The organism is Stenotrophomonas sp. JC08 (assembly GCF_052180205.1).
Classification (GTDB): domain Bacteria; phylum Pseudomonadota; class Gammaproteobacteria; order Xanthomonadales; family Xanthomonadaceae; genus Stenotrophomonas.
In genome coordinates this window covers 2025258-2051132 of sequence record NZ_CP197473.1, presented here as the reverse complement: position 1 = coordinate 2051132, position 25875 = coordinate 2025258, and the positions used below count along the sequence as shown (strand labels likewise).

The window sequence follows — 25875 nt, the reverse complement described above, 5'->3', positions numbered from 1 at the left end:
GGCCGTTCCGGCAGTGCCGTCGCCACGCAATCGCACCTGATCCGCAGGTGATGCGTTACGCTCTGCGGCTGTCGAGCCATATGTACGTACCTGACAGGAAATTCGGTGCGTCAAATCCGTCTAAAATCCGCGTAAGCCTGATAGGATGGGGGCTTCGCTTCAATCAACCCGGCCGTGGGATCGGCCCCGGAGACTCCTGAATGACCCGTATTATCGAGTTCCTGATTGCCTTGGGGATCGTGGCTGGCCTCTTCGTCATCATTGGCGTGTGCCTGCCGGGCGAGCGCCACATTTCTGAAAGCATCGAGACCAATCGCAAAATGACGATCGTGTACGACACGGTCAACAGCCTGCGTCGCTTCAAGGACTGGAATCCCCTGGTGCTGCGTGATCCCGCTGCCGAGCTGAAGCTCAGCGGTCCGGAAGCCGGCGTCGCCGCCCGCCTGGAGTACACCTCCAGCGACAAAACGCTGGGCAAGGGCAGCTGGGAGATCAAGGAGAGCGAAGAGAACAAGCTGGTGCGCATCGCCATCGAGGATCCGAGTCGCGGCCATGACAAGGTCACCACCTTCACCCTCGAGCCGACCGGCAAGAACGATCGCAACGTCAAGATCACCCAGGACTACTCGATCAAGTACGGCATGGACCTGTTCGGCCGTTATGCCGGCCTGTACGTGAGCCGTCACATCGGTGATGACGTGAAGCTGGGTCTGTCGCGTATGGCCAACATGCTGGCGACCGTGCCGAACGTCGACTACCGCGCTCCGGAAGCCCCGCTGACCGATCTGAAGATCGTCGAGGTTCCGGCCGAAGACCTGCTGGTCATCAATGCTGGCAATATCGATCGCAGCAACGAAACCATCCGCAAGTCCATCGAGGACAACCAGGAATGGATCAAGCGTGCGATGGATGCCAATGGCCTTGAGGCTGCTGGCCCGGTCCGCATCGTCACCACCGACTTTGCCGCCGACAAGTACGCCTTCGACGTGGCCCAGCCGGTCCGCAAGAAGAGTGGTGCCGCTGCCGCCGAGAAGAAGGACGGCGAAGCCGCCAAGACGGATGAGGCGGCCCAGGTGGCCTCGGTCGATGGCAAGCTGGAAGTGAAGATTCCGTCCGGCAACCCGGTGACCTATGTGCACGCACCGGCCCACCGTTCCGCTTTTGCTTCCTACACCGGCCACATGGCGGGTCTGGATGTGGCCCGCAACGCACTGCGTGCCTGGGCAGCCACCAGCGGCAACGAAGTGATCGATCGTCCTTACGAATCCTGGAAGGGCGGCGTGGACAAGGCGTTCACCACCGACGGTACCTATGACGTGTACTGGTCGGTCAAGTAAGCGTCTGTCCGACAGATGAAGTGATCCACACAAAACGCGCCGCTTCCTGCGGCGCGTTTTTTTGTTCCGCGCCATGGCGCGCGTACGGAGGAGGAGTGATGCGGGGTCTGGAGCGGCGGGTGCGTAAACCTTCATTTCTGGCCTTCTGTGGTGGCCTGCTGGCGGCTGCGGCGATCGGCCTGTCGGCCTACGCCTCGCACGGTGTGGCCGACCCGCAGGTGCAGTCGAATCTTGGCACCGCGGCGTTGTATGCCTTCGGCCACGGCGCGGTGCTGGTGGTACTGGGGCCGGTATCGCTGAGCACCATGGGGCGCGGCGGGCTGTATGTGCTGCTGCTCGGAACCTTGCTGTTCAGCGGCAGCCTGACGGCCGGTGCCCTCGCTGGCTGGCCGACGACTCTGGCGCCCGCCGGTGGCATGAGCCTGATGGCAGGCTGGGTGCTGCTGGCGGTTTCCGCGCTGCGGCGCTGAGGACGCATTGTCATGATGGGCGCGCTGTTGGATTGAGTGGGGTCTGATCCGCGGTCGCCGATGCAGGGCCGTGGCGCATGGGCGGGCAGCCTTAGGGGGCGATCATCGACCACCGACCTTGGTTGGTGCTGTGGGGGCAGGTTCTGGATTCGCGTGGTTTCCGCCGGTTTTCCGGCCCGTGGCATACGCGGCAGTACAGACGGGTGGCGGCGTTCGCGCTTATGATGCCGGGCTTCGATTCAAACAGCAGATGACCGCGTGACTGATTCCTCACTCGCTTTCGTGTTCCCCGGACAGGGCTCCCAGTCGTTGGGAATGTTGGCTGAACTGGCCGAGCTGCATCCGCAGGTCCGTGAGACCTTCGCGGAGGCCTCCGAGGGTGCGGGTGTGGACCTGTGGGCGCTGTCGCAGGGCGGTCCGGAAGAGCAGCTCAACCGCACCGAGTTCACCCAGCCGGCATTGCTGGCGGCGAGCATTGCGGTGTGGCGGTTGTGGAATGCGCAGGGCGGTGCCAGGCCGGCGATGCTGGCAGGTCACAGCCTGGGCGAGTACACCGCGCTGGTTGCGGCCAGTGCGTTGACCTTGCGTGACGGTGCCCATCTGGTGCGCCTGCGCGGCCAGCTGATGCAGGATGCAGCCCCGGCCGGCGTCGGTGCGATGGCGGCGGTGCTGGGCGCCGAGGATGCGCTGGTGCAGGACGTCTGCACCGAAGCCGCTGGCAGCCAGGTGGTGGTGCCGGCCAATTTCAATTCCCCCGGCCAGATCGTCATTGGTGGCGATGCCGCCGCGGTGGATCGTGCCCTGGCGTTGCTGGCCGAGAAGGGCGTTCGCAAGGCGGTGAAGCTGGCGGTCAGCGTGCCCTCGCATACGCCGCTGATGCGCGAGGCGGCCAACCGTCTGGCCGAAGTGATGGCCGGGCTGGACTGGCGTGCGCCGCAGCTGCCGGTGGTGCAGAACGTCGATGCCCGGGTGCATGACGGCGTGGATGCGATCCGCCAGGCACTGGTGCAGCAGCTGTACCAGCCGGTGCAGTGGACCGGTTGCGTGCAGGCGCTGGCGGCGCGAGGTGCCAGCCGCGTGGCCGAATGCGGCCCCGGCAAGGTGCTGACCGGTCTGGTCAAGCGCATCGACAAGAGTATCGACGGGCGTCCGCTCGCCACCCCGGCAGACTTTGCCGGCGCGCTGGAAGCGTGGGCCAACTGATGATCACCGGGCAGGCGCCGGGTATCGCCCGACACCTGTCTTGACCGGCTGCTGCCGTCGCGGCGCCGAACGAATGAGGAACTACGAATGAGCAAGCCATTGCAGGGTGAAATCGCGCTCGTCACCGGTGCCAGCCGTGGCATCGGCGCGGCCATTGCCGACGAACTGGCCGCGCAGGGTGCGACCGTCATCGGCACCGCCACCACCGAGTCCGGCGCCGCCGCCATCGGCACACGTCTGGCTGCGCAGGGCGGCCATGGCCGCGCGTTGAATGTGACCGAGCCAGGTGCGATCGATGCATTGATCGAGGCGGTCGGCAAGGAATTCGGTGCCATCACCATCCTGGTGAACAACGCCGGCATCACCCGCGACAACCTGCTGATGCGGATGAAGGACGAGGACTGGCAGGCCATCCTCGACACCAACCTGACCAGCGTCTACCGCACCTCCAAGGCGGTGATGCGCGGCATGATGAAGGCGCGCAAGGGCCGCATCATCAACATTGCATCGGTCATCGGTGTCACCGGCAATGCCGGGCAGGCCAACTATGCCGCCGCCAAGGCCGGCATCATCGCCTTCTCCAAGTCGCTGGCCAAGGAGATCGGCAGCCGTGGCGTGACCGTGAACGTGGTCGCACCGGGCTTCATCGACACCGACATGACCAAGGATCTGCCCGAGGACGCCAAGGCGGCGATGCTCGGCCAGGTCGCGCTGGGCCGCCTCGGCGAGCCGGCAGACATCGCCAAGGCGGTGGGTTTTCTGGCCAGTCCTTCGGCCAGCTACATCACCGGCGAAACCCTGCACGTGAACGGCGGTCTGTACATGCCGTAAGCGTGTGGTGCAGGGACTGCACCCAAGTGGTTGATCGTCGTGGCTTTTCCGAGGGAATGCATCGGCGCGGCGGTTTCCACTACACTATCCCACGGCCGGCCCAAGGGGCTGGCGTCTTTTGAACCACTACTCCATCTGGAGCGATATCCAAATGAGCACCATCGAAGAACGCGTCAAGAAGATTGTTGTCGAGCAGCTTGGCGTCAAGGAAGAAGAAGTCACCACCAGTGCATCGTTCGTCGATGACCTGGGTGCCGATTCGCTGGACACCGTCGAGCTGGTGATGGCGCTGGAAGAAGAGTTCGAGTGCGAGATCCCGGACGAGGAAGCCGAGAAAATCGGCACCGTCCAGGCTGCCATCGACTACGTCAAGGCACACGTCAAGGCGTAATCCACGCCTGACAGAGCGCGGCGGGCTCGAATGTCCGTCCGCGCGGCAAATTCATGGGGCCGCAGATGCGGCCCTGTGCTTTTCACCGTTTCAACCCCCGTGAACGGGGCCGGGAGAATCCGCAATGAGTCGTCGCGTCGTCGTTACCGGCATGGGCATGGTGTCGCCGTTGGGCAATGACCTGGCCAGCAGCTGGGAAGGCATCATCAATGGCCGCTCGGGCATTGGCCCGCTGACGAGCGTTGCAGAGAACTATCTGGAACGTTTCACCACCAAGATCGCAGGTGAGGTCAAGGATTTCGACATCACCGCCGACAATCCGTTGTTCGGCAAATACCGGGTCAGTGGCAAGGATGCCAAGAAGATGGACCCGTTTATCCATTACGGCCTGGGTGCCGCCTTCATGGCGCTGCACGATTCCGGGCTGGAGGTCACCGAGGCCAATGCCGAGCGTATCGGCGTCATCGTCGGTGCCGGCATTGGCGGCCTGCTGGGAATCGAGGAGCAGACCATCGATTTCCACGAAGGCAAGAAGATCTCGCCCTTCTACGTGCCCAAGACCATCATCAACATGCTGCCGGGCCAGCTGAGCATCATTGCCGGGCTGAAGGGTCCGTCGTTCTCGGCGGTATCGGCCTGCGCCACGTCCAACCACTCCATCGGTACGGCGATGCGCATGATCCAGTACGGCGATGCCGACGTGATGGTCGCCGGTGGCGCCGAGCGAGGCTCTTCGCCGACCGCGCTGGGCGGTTTCTGCGCGATGAAGGCCATGTCCACCCGCAACGACGCGCCGGAAAAGGCGTCGCGGCCGTGGGACAAGGAGCGTGACGGCTTCGTGCTGGGCGACGGTGCCGGCATCCTGATCCTGGAAGAGTACGAGCACGCCAAGGCGCGCGGCGCGAAGATCTACTGCGAGCTGGCCGGTTTCGGCGCAAGCTCCGATGCGTACCACATGACCGCCCCGAGCGAGAACGGCGAAGGCGCCGCCCGCTGCATGGTCGCGGCGATGAAGGACGCCGGTGTCACCCCGGAGCAGGTGGGTTACCTCAACGCGCACGGCACCTCCACGCCGCTGGGTGACCTGGGCGAGACCATGGCGATGAAGACCGCCTTCGGCGAGCACGCCTACAAGCTGCTGGTGAGTTCGACCAAGTCGATGACCGGCCACCTGCTCGGCGCGGCCGGCGGCGTGGAGGCGATCTTCTCGGTGATGGCGCTGGATACCGGCATCATCCCGCCGACGATCAACCTGGACGAGCCGGGCGAAGGCTGCGACCTGGACTACGTGCCGAACGTGGCCCGTAAGGCGCAGGTGGACGTAGTGATGTCCAATGGTTTCGGGTTCGGCGGCACCAACGGCACGCTGGTGTTCAAGCGCATCTGAGCGCCGCTCAAAGCCCCTTTCCCTGCGGGGTAAGAGGGGCAGTCTGCGAACCACCCGTTCGCTGCCCCTCGAACGCCCATGCGCAAGCGCAAGGGCCGGGGCGCGAAGCGGGAGTGAGGGTAGGGTCGCAGCAGCTTCGTCGAGCCCCCCGGTGGGTGACAACGCGGGTTCACCAGACAGGTGTGTGGTGACGCGTTCGTCAGCATGAAGCCTCTCCTTGTGCCAAGGCTCCCTTCATCCACCCCTTCGGGGCACCTTCTCACGAAGGGAGAAGGATGGAATCAACTTCCCTGACTTCTTACGGGCCCATGATGCACATCCTTCCTCTGCCTGCCGATATCGACCTGCTGGCGTTGCATCGGCTCGCGCCGCACCGCTATCCCGTTCTGCTGGAATCCACCGCTGCCGGCAAGCAGGGACAGTGGGACATGCTGCTGATCGCCGATGGCGGCCAGCTGCGGCTGCAGGCCGATGGCCGGGTGCACCGCGAAGATGGAACGCTGCTGGAAGGCGGCTTTCTGGATGCGTTGGATGCCGAGTGGCAATCGCTGCGTCTGCCGCGTGAGCCGGTTTTCGCCGAGCTCCCGTTCCGTGGCGGCTGGGCGCTGCTGCTGGATTACGAACTGGCCGGTCAGATCGAACCCACCCTCAACCTGCCGCAGCGCGACGACGGCCTGCCTTCAGCGCTCGCCTTGCGTTGTCCTGCCGCCGTGCTGCGCGAACGTGACAGTGGCCGCTGCGTGGCCGTGGCCGAGGCCGGCGCGGCCGACCTGCTGGGCGGGCTGCAGCTGCACATCCAGCAGCTCGCCGCGCTGCCGCCGTTGCCGCGCTGGCAGGCGCCGGTCGAGATCGTCGAAGACGCCGGCGAACGCTTCACCGATGGTGTGGCGCGGGTGATCGATTATCTGCATGCCGGCGACGTGTTCCAGGTGAACCTGTCGCGGCGCTGGCAGGCGCGTTTCGACGCGCCGCTGGCACCGGAGGCGTTGTATTCCCGTCTGCGTACCGCCAACCCGGCGCCGTTCGCCGGGCTGTTCGTGGCCGCCGGTCGTGCGGTGGTCAGTTCCTCGCCGGAACGGCTGGTCTCGGTCAGCGGCGATGTGGTGCAGACGAGGCCGATTGCCGGCACCCGTGCGCGCTTTGCCGGCGATGATGATGCCGCACGCATCCGGGAACTGGTCGGTCACCCGAAGGAGCGCGCCGAGCACGTGATGTTGATCGATCTGGAGCGCAACGACCTGGGGCGCATCGCCGCAGCCGGCAGTGTCGAGGTCGACGAGCTGATGACCGTGGAAAGCTACGCCCACGTCCATCACATCGTCAGCAACGTGCGCGCGCGGTTGCGCCCGGAGGTGACACCGGGGCAGGTGATCGCCGCGACCTTCCCCGGCGGCACCATCACCGGTTGCCCGAAGGTGCGCTGCATGGAGATCATCGCCGAGTTGGAACAGGCCGCGCGCGGTGCCTATACCGGCGCCTTCGGCTGGCTGAACCGCGATGGCGACATGGACCTGAACATCCTGATCCGCAGCGCCGAGGTGCAGGGCGCGCTTGCGACCTTCCGCACCGGCGCCGGCATCGTGGTCGATTCCGATCCGGACAGGGAGCTGGAGGAAACCCGGGCCAAGGCGCGGGGCCTGCTGCGGGCGCTGGATCCGGCTGAATGAACGTCGCTTTTGGCCGGCGTTGCCGGCCACGCGGTATCCTGCGCAACGGATTCAATTGATCGGGGTGACCATGGCGGGTGCCAAACGCGGATGTCTGGCAGTGCTGGCGGTACTGGTGTTGTTGTTGGCACTGGCCGGTACGGGCGCGGCGCTGCTGTGGCAGCGGCAGGCGGATTTTGCCGCCACGCCTGTGACGCCGACCCAGCCCAGCGTGGTGGTCGCCTCCGGTGACTCCTTCAGTGCCGTGCTCGGCAAGCTGCGTGCGGCCGGCATCGACGAAGGCCACGACCTGCAATGGCACTGGCTGGCCCGGCAACTGGACGCGACCGGCAAGATCAAGGTCGGCGAGTATGCGCTGGAGCCGGCGCCGTCACCGGAAGCGTTGTTGCGCGACATGCGCCGGGGCAAGGTGCTGCAGTATCGCGTGACCCTGGTCGAAGGCTGGAACATCCGCCAGCTGCGTGCCGCGCTCAAGCGTGCCGATCCGCTGCGGCACACCACCAGCGACATGAGCGACACCGAGCTGATGGCGGCGCTGGGCTTCCCCGGCCAGCACCCGGAAGGACGCTTCCTGCCGGAAACCTACGTCTACCAGCGGGGCGACACCGATCTGGACGTGCTCAAGCGTGCCCATGCGGCGATGGAGAAGGCGCTGGCCGCAGCCTGGGCCGCGCGTGCCGACGACCTGCCGCTGGACTCGCCGTACGAGCTGCTGACGCTGGCCTCGATCATCGAGAAGGAAACCGGGCTGGCCAGCGAACGGCCGCAGATTGCCGGGGTATTCGCCCGTCGCCTGAAGATGGGCATGCGCCTGCAGACCGACCCGACCGTGATCTACGGCATCGGCAGTGCCTACGACGGCAATATCCGCAAGGTCCATCTGACCACCGACACGCCGTACAACACCTACACGCGAGCCGGGCTGACGCCGACGCCGATCGCGATGCCGGGCCGGGATGCGTTGCAGGCCGCGGCGCAACCGGCGCCAGGTACGGCCCTGTACTTCGTCGCGCTGGGCGATGGCAGTGGTGCGCATGAATTCTCCGCCACGTTGGGCGAACACAATGCGGCCGTGGCGCGCTACCTGCAGCGCCTGCGTGAAAACCGGAGCCGGGCGGTGCAGCAGTGATGGCGGATGCGATGCATGAGTGAGTTGTTCACCCCGTGGCAGCAACGGGCCTTTGATCGGGCGGTTGACGCGCTGGATGCCGGACGGCTGGGGCACGGGCTGCTGCTTTGCGGACCGGCAGGCATGGGCAAGCGCGAAGTGGCGCTGAAGCTGGCGGCACATGTGCTGGATCAGGGCATGGACGCGGCAGGGCGGCAGCGCAACGCGCAACTGATCGCCGCCGGTACCCATCCGGACCTGCAGCTGACCTCGTTCATTCCCAACAAGAGCGGTGACAAGCTGCGCACCGAGATCGTGATCGAGCAGGTCCGCGAGATCTCGCAGAAGCTGGCACTCACCCCGCAATACGGCGTGGCGCAGGTGGTGATCGTCGATCCGGCCGATGCGATCAACCGGTCGGCCTGCAACGCGCTGCTGAAAACGCTGGAGGAGCCCTCGCCGGGGCGTTACCTGTGGCTGCTCAGTGCCGACCCGGCGCGATTGCCACAGACGATCCGCAGTCGCTGCCAGCGGCTGGAATTCCGCCTGCCGCCCCGCGAGGAGGCGTTGGTGTGGCTGCAGTCGCAAGGCTATAGCGAAGGCGTGGCGCGCGAGGCGCTGGAGGCGGCACGCGGGCATCCCGGGCTGGCACACCGCTGGTTGCAGGGCGAGGGCATGGGCCTGCGCCGTGAAGTGGCCTCGGAGCTGGAGCAGCTGCTTGCCGGCCGGCTGGGAAGTATCGAGCTGGCCCAACGCTGGACCGCCGATGCACACGCCGACCTGCGCCTGCGCCATGCTGCCGATCTGGCGCTGAAAAAGGCGGCCGACGGCTTGACCGATCCGGCCCGATTGAACAAGCTGGCCGCCTGGTTCGATGCCGCCAACCGTACCCGTGATCTGCTGCGTACCACCATCCGTGCCGATCTGGCCGTGGTGGAATTGCTGCTGGCGTGGGGAGCGGCCAACCAGGTGCAATCCAAGGGGAAAATTCGATGAGTGCGATCAACGCCCGCCAGGGCATCCTTTCGCTGGCGGTCAAGGACAAGGCGGCGCTGTACAGCGCGTACATGCCGTTCGTGAAGAACGGGGGTATTTTCGTGCCCACGTCCAAGCGTTATTTCCTTGGGGACGAGGTGTTTTTGCTGCTGACCTTGCCCGAGTCCAGCGAGCGCCTGCCGGTGGCCGGCAAGGTGGTCTGGGTCACCCCGCTGGGGGCACAGGGCAACCGCCAGGCCGGCATCGGTGTGCAGCTGGCCGATGGCGCCGACGGCGAGGCGATCCGCAACCGTATCGAGACGCTGCTGGCCGGAACCTCCGGTTCGGACAAGCCGACGCAGACGATGTGAATGTCTGTAAAAAAATGTTGACGTTGCCGTTTGGCTGCCTATAATGAGCGGCTCGCAACACGGGCGGTTAGCTCAGCGGTAGAGCATTGCCTTCACACGGCAAGGGTCGCAGGTTCGATCCCTGCACCGCCCACCAAGCGAATAGAAAAAACCGGCCTAGTGCCGGTTTTTTTGTTGCAGTGTTCCTCGGATTTCAGCGTCGCACAGGATATCTTTGCGCGCGGGTCGTTACCGGCCCGGCAGACGATCGGAAGATCGGCAGAGGGATGCCATCCGCATTGCAGGACCAGGCTTCGTTTTTGCCGGCAAACAGGACATGGTGTGCGGAGGTTTGACGTGTTGAATGGCAAGAAGCTGCGCCTGCGGGGTGTATTGCGCAGCATTGGTTGCACGATGCTGGCCCTGGTGTGTCTGGGGATGGGTATCTGGGGCGGGTTTGCGTTGTGGTTCCATTTCCCCGGCAACATGGCCGCCCGCATCGCCGCGGTGCTGGTGTGGTGCGTGCCGACGATCTGGGCCGTGCGTGCGGGCTTCGGTCCCAAGCGGCGCTGGCATTCGCTGGCGGTATTCGGTGTGCTGTTCTGCGTGATGCTGGTGTGGTGGGCGACGATCCGCCCGCAGCAGGACCGAGCCTGGGCCGATGATGTGGCGCAGCCGCTGCATGCGCGCATCGAGGGTGACCGGCTGTTGATCGACAACGTGCGCAATTTCCACTGGCGCACCGAAAACGACTACGACGTGCGCTGGGAGCCGCGCCAGTACGATCTGTCGCAGGTGCGTTCGGCTGATCTGATCCTGTCCTACTGGATGGGGCCGGCCATCGCCCATACGCTGGTGTCGTTCGGTTTTTCCGATGGCCGGCAACTGGTGTTCTCGCTGGAAATCCGCAAGGAGCAGGACGAGGCGTTCTCCGCGCTCGGTGGCTTCTTCCGCAAGTTCGAAGCGGTGCTGGTCGCCGCCGACGAACGCGACATCGTGCAGGTGCGCAGCAATGTGCGTGGCGAGGATGTCTATCTCTACCGCTTGCAGGGCCTGGACCGGGAAGAGATGAAGGCGCTGCTGCATTCCTACGTCGCCAGCGCGCAGCAACTCCAGCAGGCACCGCGTTTCTACAACACCCTGATCAGCAACTGCACCACGGTGGTGTTCGAGCTAGTGCGGCAGATCGTGCCGGGGCTACCGCTGGATTACCGGCTGCTGTTGTCCGGCTACCTTGCCGACTATGTCGGCAGCATCGGCGGCCTGACAGCGGGCGTGCCCGTTGAGCGCCTGCGCGAGCTGGGACGCATCACCTCGCGTGCCCGTGCGGCGGGTGATGGCCCCGATTTCTCGGCCCGGATCCGGGCAGGGGTTCCGGGTATCGATGGTGGCGGAAGCCCCTGATGGCGACATCCCTGCAGGCAAGGATGCCCCGGCTGCTGCCGTTGCTGGCACTGCTGGCGCTGCTGCTTTGTGGCGGCTGCGCGATGGTGAAGATGAAGCCGGTGTCCAACACCGACTATGTGATGCTCAAGCGCGGCGACATCCTCAACAGCGGGCGCTTGAGCGCGCTGTCGCAGGAAGCGCTGTCGGTGATCGGACAGACGCCCGCCGAGTGCGGCAAGAATCTGCCGGCGTGCCGGCAGGTGGTGGCCGGCACCGACGGCTTGCAGACCGAGCAGCGGCTTTCGACCCTGGCCGAGCTGTGGATGCAGGAAGCGCTGGCATTGACACCCAAGGCCAAGGCCGGGGAGCCGGTGGAACTGTCGGCCGTGGCGCTGGATGCGTGGCTGGAAACCGCACGCTACTCCTACGCCTACCTGTTCTTCAGCGGCCGCACCCCGGCGCAGCGGGCGCTGGAAGACCGTCTGACCCAGGTGCGCGACTACTACAACTACGCGGCCGAACAGGCTTCATCAGTGGTGTTCCAGCGCACCCGCGAGCGGGCCCTGCAAGGGGAGGACATCGGCCAACCGGTGCAGGTGGACCGCTGGACCCTCACCACGCGCTTTGACCAGCTGAAGCTGGATGGAATCCCGCGGCAACTGGTGGCGGCCTCTTCCGTGAGTTTTGCCGGCCTGCGCAGCTCCTACCGCCGTGACGGGTTTGGCGCCGAGCTGGTGGTGGTGATGGATGGCTCGGATCTGGCACAGGCGGTGGAAAGCGAGGAGCGCGCCGCGGACCGGCCGTTCTACAGCGCGATGCCGGCGATCAACGCCACCACGCTGCTGCATTTCAGTGGCGATACGCTGGAGCAGGTACTGGCGACGCGGGAAGTCCGGCTGGAGGCCTATGCCCCCGACGATACCGGCGAGCTTGTCCTGCATGGGCAGGAAGTGCCGCTGGCAGCGAACTTCACCGCCGCCTACGGGGTGTGGCTGGCGCAGTCGGGGTTTGCCTCCGAATCGCTGCGCACGCTGTTCGGGCGTGGCGAAGGCATCCGTGAGCCGCATATCTACCTGATGCAGCCCTACGACCCGCAACGTCGCATCATCTTCATGCTGCATGGCCTGGCCAGCAGTCCGGAGGCCTGGGTGAACCTGGCCAACGAGATCATGGGCGATCCGGAAATGCGCCGGCACTACCAGGTGTGGTCGGTGTATTACCCGACCAACGCGCCGATCGCCTTGAACCGGCACACGGTCAGCAGCGCGTTCAACCGGACGCTGCGGCATTTCGATCCCACCGGCAAGGCGCCGGCGTCCCATGACATGGTGTTCATCGGCCACAGCATGGGCGGCGTGATCGCGCGGCTGATGCTGAGTGATTCGGGCGAGGTGCTGTGGAACGATGCACTGGAGCGCTTCAAGTTGAAGGGCGAGCGCCTCGCGCGGGTGGAAGGACGGTTGAAACCCTTGATGCATTTCAGCCCGCAGCCCGAGGTGGGACGGGCGATCTTCCTCGCATCCCCGCACAAGGGGACCGACGCGGCCGGCAATCGCTTGGGGCGGATGATCGGCCGGCTGGTACGGTTGCCGTTGACGATACTGGGGGCGTTCGGCGAGGTGTTCATGGTGCTGCAGGGCGCCGATGGCGTCGATGCCAAGGCCAAGGAACCGCGTATCAGCAACAGCATCGACAACCTCAGTGCGTCGGACCCCTTCATCCAGGTTTCTTCCACGCTGCCGATGGCCCGGGGGGTGAAATACCACTCTATCATCGCCCGAAAGAAGGCCGATGGCGCACTGGCCGATTCGGATGACGGGCTGGTGCCTTACTGGAGCGCCCATCTGGAAGGCGCGTTGTCGGAAAAGGTGATCGTGTCCGGGCACAGCGTGCAGGAAACGCCGGAAGCGGTGATCGAGGTGCGACGCATCCTGCGCGAGGACCTGCATGAGGTCGAAGGCGTCGACCTGCATTGAGCGAGCCACCCGCATGCATGCGGGTGGCTGCGTGTGCTGTCATGAAAAAGGCCACCTTGCGGTGGCCGTTGTGTTTCAGATTTCCGCTTCGATCGCCGGCAGTGCCAGTCGCGATTTTGTCAGCGCCATGCCGAGGTTGGCGGTGCGGCGGCAGACGAACACCATCACATAGTCCGGATAGCGCTTGCCGCGCATGAAGATGTGGATCAGGTTCTCGCTGTTGACGATGATTTCCTGGAAGTAGTGCGCACCTTCCACCTCTTCCAGGCCGCGGGCACGGCGGAACATCTGTTCGATGCTGCGGATGTTCGGCCCCTGGTACAGGTCGGCGGTGGCGGCGGCGACCAGGTCCAGTACTTCGCGGGGATGTGAATCCACGGTGCGTACCGACAGCAACATGCCCGAGCTGATGTCGACGTAGCCGGCTGCAACGCATTCGGGGATGGAAGCGACGGATTGTTGCAGGGTGGTGTCAAGGGACATGGGGGTTTCCTTGGGGGAGGGGGAGGGGGTGGCGGACCACGGTGTGGCACGCCGGAAACTGGGGTGGATCAGCAGGCGCGGATCAGCAGGTTTTCTTCCAGCAGGTGCAGCAGGTCTTCCTGCTCCTGTGATTGCACGAAGCCCGGCTCGATGGTGCGCACGCGGCGCAGTGCCTCGTCGGCGGTCAAACCCTCGCGGATCAGCCAGGCGGCCAGCACCATGCCGGTACGGCCCAGCCCTGCCAGGCAGTGCACCGCCACCACTTCGCCCTCGCGCAACATCACGTCGATCTTGGCCAGCAGCAGCTTGGCCCACAGCAATGGTGGTGCGCGGCGATCGGGGATGCCCATGTGGTAGCTGCGCAGGCCGTGCGGCGCCAGCAGTTCGGCCGGCATCTCGTTCTCGGTCAGATTGATCAGCACGGTGATGCCCATGCCACGCAGCAGCGTCAGGTCATGGTCGATGGCGAATACCGCGCCGGGCATCGGACAGCCGGCCAGGCGGCCGGGCTGCAGCCAGTGGAAGCCGCTGGGGCCGCGCCGTGAGGGCGTGGCCGGCAGTCTGGGCGCAGGCCGGGGAGTATCTGCAGTGGCCGGCTGCGGCCTTGCCGGCAGAACCGGGGCAGCGACGTTGCTGGCCAGCTCCTCCGGGCGCGCATCCGGGGCCGGTACATGGCAGCTGCCGGTCCGCAGGAACTGCGCCAGCACCGGGTGCTGCATGCGGTTGCTGAAGAAATCCTCCACCGTCGCGTCCACCTGTACCTGGCCGCCGGCCAGCAGGATGACGCGGGAGGCGATCCGCCGTGCCTGGCCCTGGTGATGCAGGCTGACAAGGCAGCAGTGGCTGGTCGCCAGTCGCTGGATCAGCGCCAGTATCGCTTCGGCATCGGCCTCCTCCAGTTCACTGGTGGGCTCATCGATCAGCAACAGCGCACTTCCGCTGAATGCCGCGCGCAGGATCGCCAGCTGCCGTGCCAGGCCGCGTGGCAGGTCGATGGCGCGCTGCTGCAGGTGCCCGATCAGGGCGTCGGCCCCCAGTGATTGCAGGCGCGCAATGACGGTTTCACGCAGTTCAAGCGGGGTGCCGCCATGGTGCTGGCGCAGCGCCGCGCCGAGGTTTTCCAGCACGCTGAAGCCCAGCTCGCGTGGTTGCTGGTGGGCCAGTGCAGGCGGCAGCACGGCCTGTTCCAGGGGCTGTCCCTGATACAGCAGCTGGCCCCAGCGTTCGCCATGGGCGTTCGGCTGGCCGGCCAACGCCTGCAGCAGGGTGGACTTGCCGGTGCCGCCGGGGCCCATCAATACGGTGATGCCGGGACCATCGAGCACAAGGTCGATCGAGGCCAGCACAGTGCGGCGGCCGCGGCTCATGCCCCAGCCTTGCAGCTGCAGCAGAGGGGAGAAAGGGGGAGATATGGGGGAGGCCATGCGCTGCCAAACGCGCCTGTTCCCTCGGCGCGCTTGATTAATGGGGGAGGGTGAGGAGTATGGCGCGGCCAATCGCCATGTCAATTTGACGTTGGAATGATACGAACGGGGCTTCGTTATGTCCCTGTCTTGTGATAGCCGCGACCTTTTTTGTCCCATCTGATTGATTGCGGGACAGAATCACGCGCCAAGGACGTGGTCAGAGCGCTCGGGTCACACGGAAAGCCGGCAGGAAAAGTGTGACCTTGCGCACATTGTTGGTTTTGGGAGGTTCAGAAACCTCTTTCGAAACGCACCTTGCCCCGCCCTGCCGGTGTCTCAACCTGCAACTCCACCCGCAGCTGGTCGTTGGGATGGGCATCGACCACACCGATCAGGTCGGTATAGCTGCCGACCTGCACCGGTCGCAGTGCGACGCTCTGGCGTTTGCCGGAAAGATCCGTGGCGGTGGCGCTGACTTCGCCGGCGATGGACTGCTCCTCGTCGCCCACGCGCTGGCGCAGTGCGACCACCAGCAGCGCACGATCCGGCTTGCGCTCGACGCCATAGTCGCGCGCCACGGACTCGTTCATCGCCAGCGTCGGCAGCAGGTTGTAATGCACCCGCAGCGCGTCGAAATCGGCGTGTGCCGGCTGCTCCGGCAGCAGGGTGGCCGGACGTGGCGCCTGCTGTCCGGAACAGGCTGACAGGGCGAGCAACAGTGCGGGCAGCAGGAAAGACAGGCGGGGCATGTGGGGTCTCCGGAAAGGGGGAAGTGATTGCATTGCTCAGTCGTTGGCGGCGGACAGTTCCCGGCCACGCCGGGCGGCCGCGGCGATCGCGCGGGCGGTGAGGGCCTCGAAGCCGCCGGACTGGAAGGCTTCGATGGCGGCCTGGGTGGTGCCGCCGGGCGAGGTGACGCGCCGGCGCAGCTCGGCCGGGGCTTCATCGGCTTCGGTCAGCATGCGTGCCGCACCGAGCACCGTATCCAGCACCAGCGTGCGGGCCACCTCGGCGGACAGACCCTGTTCCCGTGCGGCAGCCTCCATCGCTTCGGCCAGCAGGAACACATAGGCCGGGCCACTGCCGGAGACGGCGGTGACCGCATCCATCAGGGCTTCATCGTCGATCCATACCGTGCGCCCGGCACTGGCCAGTACCTGTTCCGCCTGCGCGCGCTGCCCGGGCGTGACCTGCCCGGTGGCAAACAGTCCGGTCACGCCGGCGCCGAGCAGGGCCGGGGTATTGGGCATGGCGCGGACGATGGCGCGGTTGCCGCCCAGCCAGCGGTCCAGCTGCGTGCTGGTGATGCCGGCGGCGATCGATACGACAACCGGCGCGGCCTGCTGGGCGGTGTCGGCCAGGTCAGTGCAGACTTCGCGCATCACTTGAGGTTTGACTGCCATCAGCCACAGCGTGGCGCCGCCGACGGCGGAGGTGGCGTCGGCCATGCAGGTCACGCCGAAGTCCCTCGCCAGTGCCGTGCGCAGCGGCTCGACCGGCTCGGCGACGCGGATGCTGGCCGGGGCCACGCCGCGGCGGATCAGTCCGGCGATCAGGCTGCGGGCCATGTTGCCGCCGCCGATGAAGGCGATGCCGGCAGGAGAAGGGGGGAGTGACGTGGTTGAGCCGGTCATGCAAGCCTCGACAGCATTCAGGGGGAGGGGCGCTGGCCGAACAGCGCGGTGCCGACGCGCACCATGGTGGCACCTTCGGCTATGGCCAGCGGGAAGTCGCCGCTCATGCCCATCGACAGTGTATCCACCTGCGGGTACTGGCTGGCGAGGGTGTCAAACAGGGCGCGCATCCGTGCGAAGGCGGTGCGCCGGCGGGCCTGCTCGGGATGGGGCGCGGGAATGGCCATCAGTCCGCGCAGGCAAAGCGCCGGCTCCAGCACGATTGCGGCGGCCAGTGCGGCAACCTCCTCCGGGTGGCAGCCGTGCTTGCTGTCCTCGTCGTCGATATTGACCTGGATCAGCACGTTGAGCGGTGCCAGGCCGGCGGGCCGGTGGCGGGCCAGGGCGCCGACCAGCTTGAGCCGGTCCACGGTCTGCACCCAGTCGAAGATGCGCGCGGCGATGTCGGCCTTGTTGGACTGCAGGTGGCCGATCAGGTGCCATTCCAACCCCAGCGGTGCCAGTGTGGCGACCTTGGCGGCAGCCTCCTGCACGTAGTTTTCACCAAACGCCTGTTGCCCTTGGGCGGCGAGCGCGGCGATGGCCGGGGCCGGCTGCAGCTTGGACACCGCCAGCAGCCGGGCCGGGCGGGACGCGGGGGAATGCTCGGAAATCTCGCGCACGAGCGCGGCCAGTGGCACAGTGGACAAACGGTCTACCTCTTACGTGGGAACGCTATACTGCCCGGCAGGGGAAACACCTTCCAGATGCTCGCAAACGCAGGGGACATGGCGCGTATGGATATCGCTGAACTTTTGGCATTCTCGGTCAAGAACAAGGCTTCGGACCTTCACCTTTCCGCCGGCCTGCCGCCGATGATCCGCGTGGACGGTGACGTCCGCCGCATCAACATCCCGGCGCTGGACCACAAGCAGGTGCACGCGCTGGTCTACGACATCATGTCCGACAAGCAGCGCCGCGACTACGAAGAGTTCCTCGAGGTCGACTTCTCGTTCGAGATTCCCTCGCTGGCGCGCTTCCGTGTCAACGCTTTCAACCAGAACCGCGGCGCCGGTGCGGTGTTCCGTACCATTCCCTCGGAAGTGCTGACGCTGGAAGACCTCGGTTGTCCGCCGATCTTCCGTGAGCTGATCGAACAGCCGCAGGGCCTGATCCTGGTCACCGGCCCGACCGGCTCGGGCAAGTCGACCACGCTGGCGGCGATGATCGACCACATCAACAAGAACGAATACGGCCACATCCTCACCGTCGAGGATCCGATCGAATTCGTGCACACCTCGCAGAAGTGTCTGATCAACCAGCGCGAAGTGCACCGTGATACGCACGGCTTCAACGAGGCGCTGCGCTCGGCGCTGCGTGAAGACCCGGACATCATCCTGGTCGGCGAATTGCGTGACCTGGAAACCATCCGCCTGGCGCTGACCGCCGCGGAAACCGGTCACCTGGTGTTCGGCACCCTGCATACCAGCTCGGCGGCCAAGACCATCGACCGTATCATCGACGTGTTCCCGGCCGGCGAGAAGCCGATGGTGCGCTCGATGCTGTCCGAATCCTTGCGTGCGGTCATTTCGCAGGCACTGCTGAAGAAGGTCGGCGGTGGCCGTATCGCCTCGCACGAGATCATGGTCGCCACCCCGGCCATCCGCAACCTGATCCGCGAGGACAAGGTGGCGCAGATGTATTCGGCGATCCAGACCGGTCAGCAGGTGGGCATGATGACGCTGGACCAGAATCTGCAGGACCTGGTCAAGCGCAGCCTGATCACCCGCAACCAGGCCCGCGAGTACGCCAAAGACAAGCGTCTGTTCGAATGACCGGTGTGATGTCCTTCCGTAACCTTTCCGCCCCTGCCGGAGCACTGTCATGAGCACCATCGACTTCACCTCGTTCCTCAAGCTGATGGCGCACCAGAAGGCGTCGGATCTGTTCATCACCGCCGGCATGCCGCCGTCGATGAAGGTGCACGGCAAGATCTCGCCGATCACGCAGACGCCGCTGACCCCGCAGCAGAGCCGCGACATGGTGCTCAACGTGATGACGCCGGCGCAGCGCGAGGAGTTCGAGAAGACCCACGAGTGCAACTTCGCCATCGGCCTGGCCGGTGTCGGCCGTTTCCGCGTGAGCTGCTTTTACCAGCGCAACCAGGTGGGCATGGTGCTGCGCCGGATCGAGACGCGTATCCCGACCGTGGACGAGCTGAGCCTGCCGCCGGTGATCAAGACGCTGGCGATGACCAAGCGCGGCATCATTTTGTTCGTCGGCGCCACCGGTACCGGTAAATCAACCTCGCTGGCGGCGATGATCGGCTACCGCAACCAGAACTCGACCGGGCACATCATCACCATCGAGGACCCGATCGAATTCGTGCACAAGCACGAAGGCTGCATCATCACCCAGCGCGAGGTCGGCATCGACACCGACAGCTGGGAGGCGGCGCTGAAGAACACGCTGCGGCAGGCGCCGGACGTGATCATGATCGGCGAGATCCGTACCCGTGAAGGCATGGACCACGCCATCGCCTTCGCCGAAACCGGCCACCTGGTGCTGGCCACACTGCATGCCAACAATGCCAACCAGGCGATGGACCGCATCATCAACTTCTTCCCGGAAGACCGCCGCAATCAGTTGCTGATGGACCTGTCGCTGAACCTCAAGGGCGTGGTCGCGCAGCAGCTGGTGCCGACCCCGGACGGCAAGGGCCGCCGCGTGGCAATGGAGATCATGCTGGGTACCCCGCTGGTGCAGGATTACATCCGCGATGGCGAGATCCACAAGCTCAAGGAAGTGATGCGCGATTCCGTGCAGCTGGGCATGAAGACCTTCGACCAGAGCCTGTTCGAGCTCTACCAGGCCGGCGAGATCAGCTACGACGACGCGTTGCGTTACGCCGATTCGCAGAACGAGGTGCGCCTGCGCATCAAGCTTGCACAGGGCGGCGATGCCAAGACACTGGCGCAGGGCCTGGATGGTGTGGAGATCGCCGAGGTCCGCTGAGGCGACTTCGCCCGTTCCGCACGATGACGATGGCCGGTCCCGCAAGGAGCCGGCCATCGTCGTTTCTGCCTGCAGTCGCGCCTTGTGCCTGCCATTCCTCGCGCCGGGGGTGTCGCAGTGTGCGGAATCCTCCGCTCAGTCGCGGGTCCACGGCGGTGAAAGCCCGACAATGCGCGCGTGCACCGGGCAGTCCTCGCGGTGCGCGCCGGGCAGGTAACCCAGGCTCATCAGGAACTCGCCGGTGATCTCGCCGCCGGTGAAGCGGAAGGTTTTCCTGAACAGCTTGACCCACTCCGGCTTGCTCCGTGGATGCATCTCATCCAGCCATGCGGCGAAGCTGCCGTGGGACAGCCGCAGTGTGCGGATCACCTGCGCGTTGTGGATCGCCGCCCTCACTTTCAGGCGGTTGCGGATGATGCGGCTGTCGCCGAGCAGGCGTTCTACATCGGGCTCACCGTAGGCGGCCACGGCATCCACATCGAAGCCGTCATAGGCGGCACGGAAGCCTTCACGTTTTTTCAGGATGGTTTCCCAGCTCAGTCCGGCCTGGTTGATTTCCAGCAGCAGGCGCTCGAACAGCTCGCGCTCGTCACGCTGCGGAAAGCCGTATTCGTGGGCGTGGTAATGCGCGTGGACGGGATGGCCGGGGGCGATATCACAATAACTGGACATGGGGACGCATATGTCGGGGCTGGGATCATCCGGCACACGCCTTGGCCGGTCGTAGCCGTTAGAATAACGGCCATGTCCGCGCTGTCGCCCCCTCTTGTCAATCACCTGCTGGTGGCGTTGCCATCGCTGCTCGATCCGGGCTTTGCCCGCAGTGTCTCGCTGATCTGCCAGCATGATGGCAACGGTGCGATGGGGGTGATGATCAACCAGCCCTCCGATTACACGCTGGGCGATGTGCTGTCGCAGATGGATATCGCATCGGACGACGAAGCACTGTGTGCACGCCCGGTGCTCAGCGGCGGGCCGGTGCATCCGGAGCGGGGGTTCGTGATCCATGACGATCCGCGCGACTGGGATTCCAGCCTGACAGTGGCCGAAGGCCTGTATCTGACCACCTCGCGCGACATCCTCGAAGCACTGGCCCGCGGCAATGGCCCGGCCAATGTGCTGGTCACGCTGGGCTGCGCCGGCTGGAGTCCGGGGCAACTGGAACAGGAGCTGGCCGAGAACAGCTGGCTGACGGTGCCGGCCGATGCCGGATTGCTGTTCGATACGCCGCTGGAGCAGCGCTGGCAGCTGGCCGCCTCGCGCATCGGCGTGGATCTGTTCCGGCTGGCGGGGTACAGCGGCAATGCCTGATCCGCTGCCCTTGTCCACCGACAGCACGGTGCTGGGTTTTGATGTCGGTTCGCGCCGTATCGGCGTGGCGATCGGCAGCTCGTTTGGCGGCAATGCGCGGGCGCTTGCAGTGGTCGATGTGCATGCCGCCGGCCCCGACTGGAACGCGCTGGAGCGCCTGTTCAAGGACTGGCGTCCGCAGGGAATGATCGTGGGCGACCCGTTGACGCTGGATGGCGAGGACCAGCCGGCACGCAAGCGTGCGCTGGCCTTCGCGCGCCAGTTGCAGCAGCGCTTCAAGGTACCGGTATTGATGATCGACGAGCGCTCCAGCTCGGTGGAGGCGGCACGCCGCTTCGCCGTCGAACGTGCCGAAGGCCGCAAGCGCCGCCGCGATGCCGCCAATCTTGATGCGGTCGCCGCGGCGGTCATCATCGAACGCTGGCTGTCGTCACCGCACGATGCCATCCCTGTTTCCTGACTCCCTGCATAGACCCCGCCATGACCGCTACGCAATTTGATGCACAAGGCCGCCTGCGTCACCTGCTGACCCTGGAAGGATTGCCCCGTGAAACCCTGCTGCAGCTGCTGGACCGCGCCGGGCAGATCCGTGACGCGGCGGTAGGGCGGGTCGGCAACAAGCGTGCCGTACTTGCCGGGACCGCCGTCTGCACGCTGTTTTTCGAGCCATCCACGCGTACCCGCAGCTCCTTCCAGCTGGCCGCCCAGCGGTTGGGTGCGGACGTGCTGAATTTCGATGCTTCCACTTCGTCGGCACGCAAGGGCGAAACCGCCAGCGACACGCTGCGCAATCTGGAGGCGATGGGGGTGCGGGGCTTCGTGGTGCGGCATCCCGACGATGGCGCCGTGGCGGAACTGGCGGCAGCAGCGGGCGAGGGGACGGCGCTGGTCAATGCCGGTGATGGCCGCAGTGCACACCCGACCCAGGGACTGCTGGACATGCTGACCCTGCGGCAGGCCAAGGGTGCGGATTTTTCAAAGCTGAAAGTGGTGATCGTCGGTGACGTGAAGCATTCGCGCGTGGCGCGTACCGACCTGCACGCCATGCGCACGCTGGGCGTGGGCGAGATCCGCGTGTGCGGGCCGCAGTCGCTGTTGCCGGAGGACGATACGCTCAAGGGCTGTGTCGTCGGGCAGGATTTCGATGCGCTGCTGGAAGGTGCCGATGCACTGATGATGCTGCGGCTGCAGCGCGAGCGCATGGAAGAAGGGCTGGTGCCGTCGCTGGAGCAGTACCACGCCGATTACGGGCTTACCCGCGCACGTCTGGCACGGGCGGGCAAAGACGCGGCCGTGCTGCACCCGGGGCCGATCAACCGCGGCGTGGAAGTCACCGATGAAGTGGCCGATGGCCCGCAGTCATGGGTGTTGCGCCAAGTGGCCAACGGCGTTGCGGTGCGCATGGCGGTGCTGGAAACGCTGTTGGGCTGAGCCGGGTTGGGCTGAGCTGAGTGGGTCGGTCGGGGAAGGCGCGCTGACGCTTTCGATGGATGGATGACGGCTGCCACGGTGCAGCGCGGGGAGCAGTCAGTATGGATACTGGTTTGGCGATGCGTCCGGCGCGGTCGGATCTTCTGGTGATGGCGGTGCTGCTGGTATCGGCCGTGGTGATCTGGCTGCCGGCGCTGTGGACCCCATTCTGGGGTGACGACTATGTGTTTCTGCAGGCGGCACGAGCTGCAAATCTGGCGGGCCAGCCGTGGGCGGAAACCTTCTGGCCGCTGCAGCCGGAACTGTTCTGGCGTCCACTGTCGCAGACGGCCTGGTGGCGTGTGGTCGAAGGGGTGCTGCAGGGTGATGTGTTGGTCGCACATTCCATCCTGCTTGTACTGCAGCTGATGGCGGCGCTTGGCGTAGGCGTACTGGGGCTGGCTGTGGCGCGTGTTGCCGGCTGGCCATCCCCCTGGGCGGTGGCGGGGCTGAGCGCGGGCTTCTACGGCGTGCTGGCTGTCAGCCTGCTGACGGTGCACTGGGTCGCTGCGGCCAACAGCCCGCTGCTGGTGCTGTCCAGTACATTGCTGCTTGCATCCTGGCTGGCGGCATCGCGCGCAGTGGCAGGCCGCCGCCTGCTGTTGCTGGCGCTGGTTCCATGCCTGTTGACGGTTGCCTTGCTGAGCAAGGAATCGGCCATCTTGATGCCGGTGCTCATGCTGCTGCTCAGCCTGTTCAGCGGCGCCCGCCTGCGCCTGGGCGAGTGGGTGGTGCTGGCGGTGTCCGTGGCCGTTGCGGCTGTCTGGCTGCTGTTGCGCAGCAAGGCTACGCTTCCGCCGGCCCCGCAATATGCCTACGTGTTTGGCGGGAACCTGGTCAAGAACGGAGCTTCATTCGGAGCGTGGCTGCTAAATGTGCCGCGAGAGGCGCTGCGGATGATTGCTACCGGAGAGCTGCTCAGGGGAGCCGGGTGGGCGTCGCTGGCAGCACTGCCGGTGCTGCTCAGCTGGGCGCTGGCGGCCTCCAAGGGAGGCTGGGCGCGGATCAATCACCGGCAATGGGGGCTGCTGGCGGTTTTTGCCGTCGTCACCTACGCGCCTTATTTTCCGCTGGTGTGGAACAGCTACGAGTATTACGCCGCGATCTCCGCGATCCTGCCGGCCATCGTGCTGGCGCGGCTGCTACAGGGGCGCCGGGTTGCACTGGTCGCAGCCGGATTGATGGCGCTTTCGTGCTGGGTGTCGGTGGCGGGAACGCGCTGGCTGGATCACCCGGGACTTATCGGGCGTGCGCGGTGGGCGGAGACTTCCTTGCAGCAGCTGGCTGGCCAGCAACTGAAGGCGCCGTTGTGGGTGACCGTGGCCGATGAGCAGCGCTTCTATGCTGTCGGCGGACATGGACTGGCATGGCGACTGGAGCTGCCGCTGGAGCAGGTCCATGTGGTGGAGGCCTGCCCGACGCGTGGATCAGGAACCTGCCTGCAGATGGATGCTGAAGGACGCTGGAGCCATCATCGTTTGAGTCCCTGAGCAGGCGCGGCCACCTGCCCCGGCCATCCGTGGAAGGGCGGCGCCGCGGAGAGGAATATGGGGCCGTGTGCGCAGCCGTACCGCTTTTCTGCGTGCAGCGGTCCCGGTTTTGCTGGCGTACTCAGCCGCGCGGCGCCATCGCCAGTATTTCCAGCTGCTGTTGGGCTTCGGCATTGCCGGCTGCCGCGGCGGCCTGTATGGCGGCCAGATCCGGATGCTGCACGATCAGCAGCGGGAATTCGCATTGCGGGCAGCTGTACTGGCTCTGCTCGTCATGCAGTTCCATTTCCATCTGCCGGGAGCCGCCCTGCCATGTACAGGCCGGGCAATGGTGAAGCTGTTCGCGCCAGCCGGGCTGGTAATAGTCGTTGATGGTGGTGGTCATTGGCGGGATCCGATGATGGTGGCGTCATGCCGGAACTGGGAGCCGTTTGCGCAGGCGAGGGTGGTCAGCGCAGCAGGACCAGGGTGGCAAGGCCGAGGAAGGTGAAAAAGCCCATCGAATCGGTGATGGCGGTCAGGAAGATGCCGCTGGCCAGTGCCGGATCGAAGCCCAATCGCTTGAGTGTGATCGGAATCAGCACACCGGCCGACGCGGCCAGCAGCAGGTTGCAGGTCAACGCGACGAAGATCACCACCGACAGGCCGGGGTTGTGGAACCAGGCCAGCACGATCAGCCCCAGCACCGCGCCCATCAGCAGGCCGTTGAGCAGCGCTACGCGCAGCTCCTTCCACAGCAGGGTTTTCACGTTGGAGGCACCGACCTGGCCCAGTGCAAGGCCGCGCACCATCAATGCCAGCACCTGGGTGCCGGCGTTGCCGCCCAGGCCGGCGACCATCGGCATCAACACCGCCAGCGCCACCAGCTGGTCGATGGTGCCTTCGAACCGGCCAACCACGTTGGCGGCGATGAAGGCGGTACACAGATTGACGAACAGCCATACCAGCCGTCGCCGCATCGCGCGCCACACCGGGCTGAACAGGTCTTCGTCCTCGTCCAGGCCGGCTGCGCCCAGCGCCTGGTGCTCGGCTTGGCTGCGGATGATGTCGACCACGTCGTCGATGGTGATACGGCCGATCAGGATGTTGTTGTCGTCCACCACCGGTGCCGACACCCAGTCATGGTCGGAGAACTGCCGCGCGACTTCATCGGCACTTTCGCCGACGTCGATGGCGGGCTGCTCATCGTCGACCAGGCGGTTGATCGGTGTGCTGTCCTCGTGTGTCACCAGCGACGCCAGCGACAGCCGGCCCAGGTACTGGTGGCGGCGGCTGACCACGAACAGATGATCGGTGTGGTCGGGCAGTTCGCCGCGCAGGCGCAGGTAGCGCAGCACCACATCGACATTGACGTCGGCGCGTACGGTGACCACGTCCGGGTTCATCAGACGGCCGGCGGTGTCCTCCGGATACGAGAGCACCTGCTCCAGGCGCTCGCGGTTCTCCCGGTCCATCGACTTGAGCACTTCGTCGATGACGGTGTCAGGCAGGTCCTCGACCAGATCGGCCAGGTCGTCGATGTCCAGGTCTTCGACCGCGGCGATGATCTCGTCCGGATCCATGTCCGCCAGCAGGCTTTCACGGACCTCGTCACCGACGTGGACCAGCACCTCGCCATCATCCTCGGCATCGACGAGCCCCCACACCACCGCGCGCTTGGCTGGTGGCAGCGATTCGAGCAGGTTGCCGATTTCCGCCGGCGCCAGCGTGTTGACCAGACGCCGTACCGGGCCCAGCCGCCCGCTGTCCAGTGCGTCTGAAAGCAGGCGCAGTTGTCGGGCTGTCCTGTCGTGGCGTACGGCCTCGGCCATCGGAACTCCAGATGAGATGTGAGCCGTTATCCGCCGCTAGGATGCGGCATCGGCGGTGTTGAACGCGTCATTATCGGGTGCGGATGTTTCATTGCCCACCCTTGTTGTCGAAACCGCGCCGTGGTGTCGCTGGAATCATCGCGGCAGGCCGTCCTGCGTCGCAGTGGAAGGAGTGCGCGTGGGTGTGGTTTTGCG

The 25875-nt window shown here is 65.6% G+C and carries 26 protein-coding genes and 1 tRNA gene; 19 read left to right on the top strand and 8 right to left on the bottom strand.

All coding sequences use genetic code 11. The features are described 5' to 3' along the window. Positions 1-200 precede the first annotated feature (200 nt). The 13 genes from ACSBPQ_RS09365 to ACSBPQ_RS09305 all read left to right on the top strand — a co-directional run bounded on the left by ACSBPQ_RS09365 (position 201) and on the right by ACSBPQ_RS09305 (position 13081). Complete coding sequence (locus tag ACSBPQ_RS09365) at positions 201-1337, top strand: polyketide cyclase (RefSeq protein WP_442681918.1); 1137 nt, start codon at positions 201-203, stop codon at positions 1335-1337. Positions 1338-1435: 98 nt separating this feature from the next. After that, positions 1436-1807, top strand: coding sequence for a DUF423 domain-containing protein (locus tag ACSBPQ_RS09360; protein ID WP_442681917.1), 372 nt, complete (start codon positions 1436-1438; stop codon positions 1805-1807). 258 nt (positions 1808-2065) lie between these two features. Continuing rightward, positions 2066-3010, top strand: coding sequence for an ACP S-malonyltransferase (gene fabD, locus ACSBPQ_RS09355; RefSeq protein WP_442681916.1), 945 nt, complete (start codon positions 2066-2068; stop codon positions 3008-3010). Positions 3011-3097: 87 nt separating this feature from the next. Next, positions 3098-3841, top strand: a complete 744-nt coding sequence (fabG, locus tag ACSBPQ_RS09350; protein ID WP_442681915.1) for a 3-oxoacyl-ACP reductase FabG — start codon at positions 3098-3100, stop codon at positions 3839-3841. Positions 3842-3992: 151 nt separating this feature from the next. Next, positions 3993-4232 carry an acyl carrier protein gene (acpP, locus tag ACSBPQ_RS09345; protein ID WP_054659808.1) on the top strand — a complete coding sequence of 80 codons (240 nt, stop codon included), beginning with the start codon at positions 3993-3995 and terminating at the stop codon, positions 4230-4232. Positions 4233-4356: 124 nt separating this feature from the next. Next, positions 4357-5619, top strand: coding sequence for a beta-ketoacyl-ACP synthase II (gene fabF, locus ACSBPQ_RS09340; RefSeq protein ID WP_442681914.1), 1263 nt, complete (start codon positions 4357-4359; stop codon positions 5617-5619). A gap of 308 nt (positions 5620-5927) precedes the next feature. Then, positions 5928-7286 carry an aminodeoxychorismate synthase component I gene (locus ACSBPQ_RS09335; RefSeq protein WP_442681913.1) on the top strand — a complete coding sequence of 453 codons (1359 nt, stop codon included), beginning with the start codon at positions 5928-5930 and terminating at the stop codon, positions 7284-7286. 58 nt (positions 7287-7344) lie between these two features. Beyond that, a complete protein-coding gene (gene mltG, locus ACSBPQ_RS09330) occupies positions 7345-8415 on the top strand; it encodes an endolytic transglycosylase MltG (protein ID WP_442684562.1) in 1071 nt (356 codons plus the stop codon). A gap of 15 nt (positions 8416-8430) precedes the next feature. Next, a complete protein-coding gene (locus ACSBPQ_RS09325; RefSeq protein WP_442681912.1) occupies positions 8431-9390 on the top strand; it encodes a DNA polymerase III subunit delta' in 960 nt (319 codons plus the stop codon). After that, entirely contained in the window at positions 9387-9740 is a 354-nt protein-coding gene (locus tag ACSBPQ_RS09320; RefSeq protein ID WP_442681911.1) for a PilZ domain-containing protein, read from the top strand. Before ACSBPQ_RS09325 ends, ACSBPQ_RS09320 begins: the two co-directional genes overlap by 4 nt. A gap of 61 nt (positions 9741-9801) precedes the next feature. Further along, a tRNA-Val gene (locus ACSBPQ_RS09315) sits at positions 9802-9876 on the top strand. A gap of 200 nt (positions 9877-10076) precedes the next feature. Next, positions 10077-11123, top strand: a complete 1047-nt coding sequence (locus ACSBPQ_RS09310) for an Lnb N-terminal periplasmic domain-containing protein (RefSeq protein WP_442681910.1) — start codon at positions 10077-10079, stop codon at positions 11121-11123. Beyond that, positions 11123-13081 carry an esterase/lipase family protein gene (locus ACSBPQ_RS09305; protein ID WP_442681909.1) on the top strand — a complete coding sequence of 653 codons (1959 nt, stop codon included), beginning with the start codon at positions 11123-11125 and terminating at the stop codon, positions 13079-13081. The genes ACSBPQ_RS09310 and ACSBPQ_RS09305 overlap by 1 nt, the downstream gene beginning before the upstream one ends. Before the next feature lie 75 nt (positions 13082-13156). Here the strand turns inward: ACSBPQ_RS09305 and ACSBPQ_RS09300 are convergent, their stop codons facing one another. From ACSBPQ_RS09300 to ACSBPQ_RS09280, 5 genes are all read right to left on the bottom strand, one after another. Further along, positions 13157-13564, bottom strand: coding sequence for a hypothetical protein (locus tag ACSBPQ_RS09300; protein ID WP_442681908.1), 408 nt, complete (start codon positions 13562-13564; stop codon positions 13157-13159). A gap of 68 nt (positions 13565-13632) precedes the next feature. Further along, a complete protein-coding gene (locus ACSBPQ_RS09295; RefSeq protein ID WP_442681907.1) occupies positions 13633-14931 on the bottom strand; it encodes a phosphatase domain-containing putative toxin in 1299 nt (432 codons plus the stop codon). Between the two features lie 329 nt (positions 14932-15260). Beyond that, positions 15261-15719: a DUF4426 domain-containing protein gene (locus tag ACSBPQ_RS09290; RefSeq protein ID WP_442681906.1), complete on the bottom strand. Its 459-nt coding sequence runs from the start codon at positions 15717-15719 to the stop codon at positions 15261-15263. 36 nt (positions 15720-15755) lie between these two features. Next, positions 15756-16604 carry a pyrroline-5-carboxylate reductase gene (proC, locus tag ACSBPQ_RS09285; protein ID WP_442681905.1) on the bottom strand — a complete coding sequence of 283 codons (849 nt, stop codon included), beginning with the start codon at positions 16602-16604 and terminating at the stop codon, positions 15756-15758. 17 nt (positions 16605-16621) lie between these two features. Then, on the bottom strand, positions 16622-17284 hold the full coding sequence (locus ACSBPQ_RS09280; protein ID WP_442684561.1) for a YggS family pyridoxal phosphate-dependent enzyme: 663 nt from the start codon (positions 17282-17284) through the stop codon (positions 16622-16624). A 96-nt stretch (positions 17285-17380) separates the two neighbouring features. On the opposite strand from ACSBPQ_RS09280, the gene ACSBPQ_RS09275 reads away from it, so the two are divergent. Together ACSBPQ_RS09275 and ACSBPQ_RS09270 are read left to right on the top strand one after the other, a co-directional pair. After that, positions 17381-18418 (top strand): type IV pilus twitching motility protein PilT, encoded by a 1038-nt coding sequence (locus ACSBPQ_RS09275; protein WP_442684560.1) that lies wholly within the window; start codon positions 17381-17383, stop codon positions 18416-18418. Between the two features lie 49 nt (positions 18419-18467). Continuing rightward, positions 18468-19598, top strand: coding sequence for a PilT/PilU family type 4a pilus ATPase (locus tag ACSBPQ_RS09270; RefSeq protein WP_442681904.1), 1131 nt, complete (start codon positions 18468-18470; stop codon positions 19596-19598). A 135-nt stretch (positions 19599-19733) separates the two neighbouring features. On the opposite strand, the gene ACSBPQ_RS09265 is transcribed toward ACSBPQ_RS09270, so the two are convergent. After that, positions 19734-20270 carry a DNA-3-methyladenine glycosylase I gene (locus ACSBPQ_RS09265; protein WP_442681903.1) on the bottom strand — a complete coding sequence of 179 codons (537 nt, stop codon included), beginning with the start codon at positions 20268-20270 and terminating at the stop codon, positions 19734-19736. Positions 20271-20342: 72 nt separating this feature from the next. On the opposite strand from ACSBPQ_RS09265, the gene ACSBPQ_RS09260 reads away from it, so the two are divergent. From ACSBPQ_RS09260 to ACSBPQ_RS09245, 4 genes are all read left to right on the top strand, one after another. Continuing rightward, the gene (locus ACSBPQ_RS09260) at positions 20343-20909 is read left to right on the top strand and encodes a YqgE/AlgH family protein (RefSeq protein ID WP_442681902.1); all 567 of its coding nucleotides are present in this window, start codon (positions 20343-20345) and stop codon (positions 20907-20909) included. Continuing rightward, positions 20902-21369, top strand: a complete 468-nt coding sequence (ruvX, locus tag ACSBPQ_RS09255; protein WP_442681901.1) for a Holliday junction resolvase RuvX — start codon at positions 20902-20904, stop codon at positions 21367-21369. Before ACSBPQ_RS09260 ends, ruvX begins: the two co-directional genes overlap by 8 nt. A 20-nt stretch (positions 21370-21389) precedes the next feature. Then, positions 21390-22340, top strand: a complete 951-nt coding sequence (locus tag ACSBPQ_RS09250) for an aspartate carbamoyltransferase catalytic subunit (protein WP_442681900.1) — start codon at positions 21390-21392, stop codon at positions 22338-22340. Between the two features lie 101 nt (positions 22341-22441). Then, complete coding sequence (locus ACSBPQ_RS09245; RefSeq protein WP_442681899.1) at positions 22442-23869, top strand: hypothetical protein; 1428 nt, start codon at positions 22442-22444, stop codon at positions 23867-23869. A 121-nt stretch (positions 23870-23990) separates the two neighbouring features. Here the strand turns inward: ACSBPQ_RS09245 and ACSBPQ_RS09240 are convergent, their stop codons facing one another. Both ACSBPQ_RS09240 and mgtE read right to left on the bottom strand, forming a co-directional pair. After that, the gene (locus ACSBPQ_RS09240) at positions 23991-24254 is read right to left on the bottom strand and encodes a hypothetical protein (RefSeq protein WP_442681898.1); all 264 of its coding nucleotides are present in this window, start codon (positions 24252-24254) and stop codon (positions 23991-23993) included. Between the two features lie 64 nt (positions 24255-24318). After that, positions 24319-25680: a magnesium transporter gene (gene mgtE / locus ACSBPQ_RS09235; RefSeq protein ID WP_442681897.1), complete on the bottom strand. Its 1362-nt coding sequence runs from the start codon at positions 25678-25680 to the stop codon at positions 24319-24321. Positions 25681-25875 lie beyond the last annotated feature (195 nt).